Consider the following 3,554-nt stretch of genomic DNA (forward strand, 5'->3'; position numbering starts at 1 on the left):
ATAAGCTACTTCTTGATGTAGAAGCTAAGAAAAATATTACAATTTGGGACAATGCACTTGTTTATTCTATTGATAAGGTTGAACATGGTTTTTACCTTGGTGTTATGAGAAATGGTGAAGAATATTCTATCGGTACATCATACTGTGTACTTGCTACCGGTGGTATCGGCAGAGTATATAAATACACAACTAACTCAGCTATTGCAACAGGTGACGGTATTACATTTGCATATATGCTAGGTGCTAACATTAAGCACCTTTCAAGAGTTCAGTTCCATCCTACTGCTTTTGACAGCAAAAGTGACAGAGAAAGATTCTTGATTTCTGAGGCTGTTCGTGGTGAAGGTGCTATCCTTCTTAACCATGATGGCAGAAGATTTATGTTTGACTATGATGAGCGTGGAGAACTTGCTCCTAGAGATGTTGTTTCTCATGCAATTATGGAAGAACAGAAGAAAACAGGCAGTAGCAATTTCTACCTAGATATTACTGCTAAAGACCCTGAATTTGTAAAAAACAGATTCCCTATGATTTATTCAAGATGTCTTGAAAAGGGTATTGATATTACAAAGGATTGGATTCCTATTTATCCTTGTCAGCACTACCTAATGGGTGGTATTAATGTTGACTTAGATGCAAGAACATCTGTTGACAGACTATATGCTTGTGGTGAATGTTCTCATACAGGTGTACATGGTGCTAACAGACTTGCAAGTAACTCTTTGCTTGAGGCACTTGTATTCTCCAGAAGAGCAGCAATTGACATTACAGACAAACTTCATAAAGGTGGCAAGAAACCTCTTGGTGAAGAACCTGATAACAAGAATATTACCGGTGAAAAGTTACCTACAGGTATTCGTACAAGAATTAGAGAAATTATGCAGGATACATACTTTGTTATTCCTAACCTTGACAATGTTGACAATGCATATGAAGAAGTAAAGGATATTCTTAATAAGTTAAATAACACAAATTACGAAATCACTCCTGATTTTGTAGAGGCAAGAAGTCTTGCAACTGTTGCAAAAATTATTCTTGAAGAAATTAAGGAAGGTATCAACCTATGATATTAAATCAATTTTATGTAGATAATCTAATCAAAACTGCCCTACTAGAGGACATTAACTATGTTGACATTACAACAGATTACCTTATTCCTGAAGATCAGGAAAATGAAGCAAAGTTTCTAGCAAAAGCTGACGGTGTACTTTGTGGTATTGAAGTTGCTTTAAGAGTATTTACTCTAATCCAACCTGATTTTCAGTATGAAGTTTTCATCCATGATGGCGAAGAAGTTAAGAAAGGCGATATTATCGCAAAAATCAAGGGCAAAACAAGAACTATCCTAAAGGGTGAAAGAACTGCTCTTAACCTACTTCAGCATATGAGTGGTATTTCTTCAATGACAAACAGAATTGTTAAGATTGTTGAAGGCACTAACGCATCTATTGCAGACACAAGAAAAACACTACCGGGTATGCGTCCATTACAGAAGTATGCAGTAACAGTTGGTGGTGGCAAGAACCACAGATTTAACCTAAGTGATGCTGCTATGCTAAAGGACAACCATGTTGATGCAGGTGGTGGCATTACTAATGCAGTAACAAAGTTACGCACAAAGCTAGGTCATATGGCAAAGGTAGAACTTGAAGTCAGAACTCTTGACGAATTGAGAGAAGCGCTTTCTGTTGATGTTGATGTTATTATGCTAGACAATATGGATAATGACACAATGAGAGAAGCAGTTAAAATTGCTGACGGTAAAGCACTACTTGAGGCATCCGGTGGCATTACAGAAGAAACAATCCGTGATGTTGCAGAAACAGGTGTTGACATTATTTCAATCGGTGCTTTAACTCACTCAGTAAAAGCATTTGACATTTCACTAAAGATTATTTAATTTTTAGTTTTTGATGTTCTGATTTTTAAACTAAATATATAAGTTATGTGATTATGATAATGCAGTAAATTTATTGCTTTTTAGTATAAAAATCAAGATAAGTTATTGATGTTAATTATTGATTTCAAGATATTTTTTCATAACTAATTTCCATAGAAAAAGGTGTGTAGTTTCCTACACACCTTTTTCTTTTTTATTATCTTTTTTAAAAACTAAAACATCTTCAACTTTGCAATCTAATATTGTACAAAGGTCGTTTAAAGTTACTGTACTAATAGGTTTATCATGTTTCAATCTATCAAGTAAACTTCTACTAATATTATATTGTTTTATTAGTTTGTAAGTAGAAATATTTTTTTCTTTTAGGGTTTTATATAGTGGTTCATAAGAAATTATAACAATCACCTCTATATAATTCTATTTCAATACTATTTTTGTTGACAATTGTCTATATATAGAGTATATTTATATTGTCGGTATATAGAGTATATATAAGTGTTTTTAAAAATGAGGGATGAATATGACTACTGAAAAAATCAAGGAATATCTGGGTATGGTTCTGGATATGGAAAAGGCATTGTACGTTCAAAGTAATACTATCAAAAGATTGTATGGAAAATATCATCGATTGGGAAATCCAAACTATATTGCACCACCGGAAAAAGAAAAAGTAGAAGTTTCATTGGCTGGGTGTGCTAGTAGAATGGGAACCATATCCGGAATAGTATGTGCTATTTTATTTTTGATATACAAAATTATGAAACAACCACCATATTTCACTTATAAAATTTTCGGTTTCATATGGTATTATATTGTAGCATTATTTTGGACAATTGTTGCAGGTTTTCTATGTGGTCTTGCAGGTGCAGGTGTTTTAGGCCTTTTGCTATGGATAATATATAAATTGTATTATCGGTCAAAATGTAACAAGGAATATAAAACTGCGTTACAAGAATATAATAAGTACAATGATACGGATAGACTAAGAGTAACTGAAGAAAACAAGAAAAAGCAATTTATATTGAAACAAATTCGTGAATTAGAGATACAAGAAAGAGAAACCAAGAAAAATCTAAATAAAATGTATAGTTATAATATTATACACAAAGATTATCAACATAATATGGTTGCAATCAGTTCCTTCTATCAATATTTCTGTAAAGGGATAACATTTAGTTTACAGTTTGACCCTAATACAGGTGATGATGGAGCCTACAAAATTTATGAAAACGAAATGAGACTAGGTGCTATTATCGGAAAACTTGATAATGTAATAACAAGATTAGATGAAATTTCTGCAAATCAAGGTGTTTTGTATAATGCAATTAATGAGGCAACCAACCAAATTAACTCTTTAAGCGATAATATAGATTATATGTCTAGTAATATATCTGATAGTATTGATAGACAAACAAAAATACAAGAATACAATACTCGCGAAGCTCGTAAAGAATTGCATTATATAAGCTTAATGAATGATATTTACCATACTTGATTATGGTATTAAAAAGGTGTGTAGTTTCCTACACACCTTTTTCTTTTTTTATTTTTGTTTGTTGGTTAAGATAAATTAGTTCTACAAATTAGGGTTTTTCAATTTTGTCTGTGGGTAAAGATTAGTTTGATAAATTAGGGTTTGTGGGGTTGTTTATGT

The 3,554-nt window shown here is 32.3% G+C and carries 4 protein-coding genes; 3 read left to right on the forward strand and 1 reads right to left on the reverse strand.

All coding sequences use genetic code 11. The features are described 5' to 3' along the window. Together WMO18_RS10685 and nadC are read left to right on the forward strand one after the other, a co-directional pair. Window positions 1-1,067, forward strand: a 1,067-nt coding sequence (locus WMO18_RS10685) for an L-aspartate oxidase (protein WP_367286596.1), incomplete at its 5' end; no start/stop codon positions are given. Next, window positions 1,064-1,900: a carboxylating nicotinate-nucleotide diphosphorylase gene (gene nadC / locus WMO18_RS10690; protein WP_211148421.1), complete on the forward strand. Its 837-nt coding sequence runs from the start codon at window positions 1,064-1,066 to the stop codon at window positions 1,898-1,900. The genes WMO18_RS10685 and nadC, both read left to right, overlap by 4 nt. 174 nt (window positions 1,901-2,074) lie before the next feature. Here nadC and WMO18_RS10695 read toward each other — a convergent pair whose 3' ends face one another. Continuing rightward, the gene (locus WMO18_RS10695) at window positions 2,075-2,305 is read right to left on the reverse strand and encodes a helix-turn-helix domain-containing protein (RefSeq protein WP_348982031.1); all 231 of its coding nucleotides are present in this window, start codon (window positions 2,303-2,305) and stop codon (window positions 2,075-2,077) included. A 115-nt stretch (window positions 2,306-2,420) separates the two neighbouring features. Between WMO18_RS10695 and WMO18_RS10700 the strand changes: the two genes are divergently transcribed. Continuing rightward, window positions 2,421-3,395 carry a hypothetical protein gene (locus tag WMO18_RS10700; protein WP_367286597.1) on the forward strand — a complete coding sequence of 325 codons (975 nt, stop codon included), beginning with the start codon at window positions 2,421-2,423 and terminating at the stop codon, window positions 3,393-3,395. The last annotated feature ends 159 nt before the right edge of the window (window positions 3,396-3,554 follow it).

The organism is Ruminococcoides intestinihominis, from assembly GCF_040096285.1.
In the GTDB taxonomy this organism is placed as follows: domain Bacteria; phylum Bacillota; class Clostridia; order Oscillospirales; family Acutalibacteraceae; genus Ruminococcoides; species Ruminococcoides intestinihominis.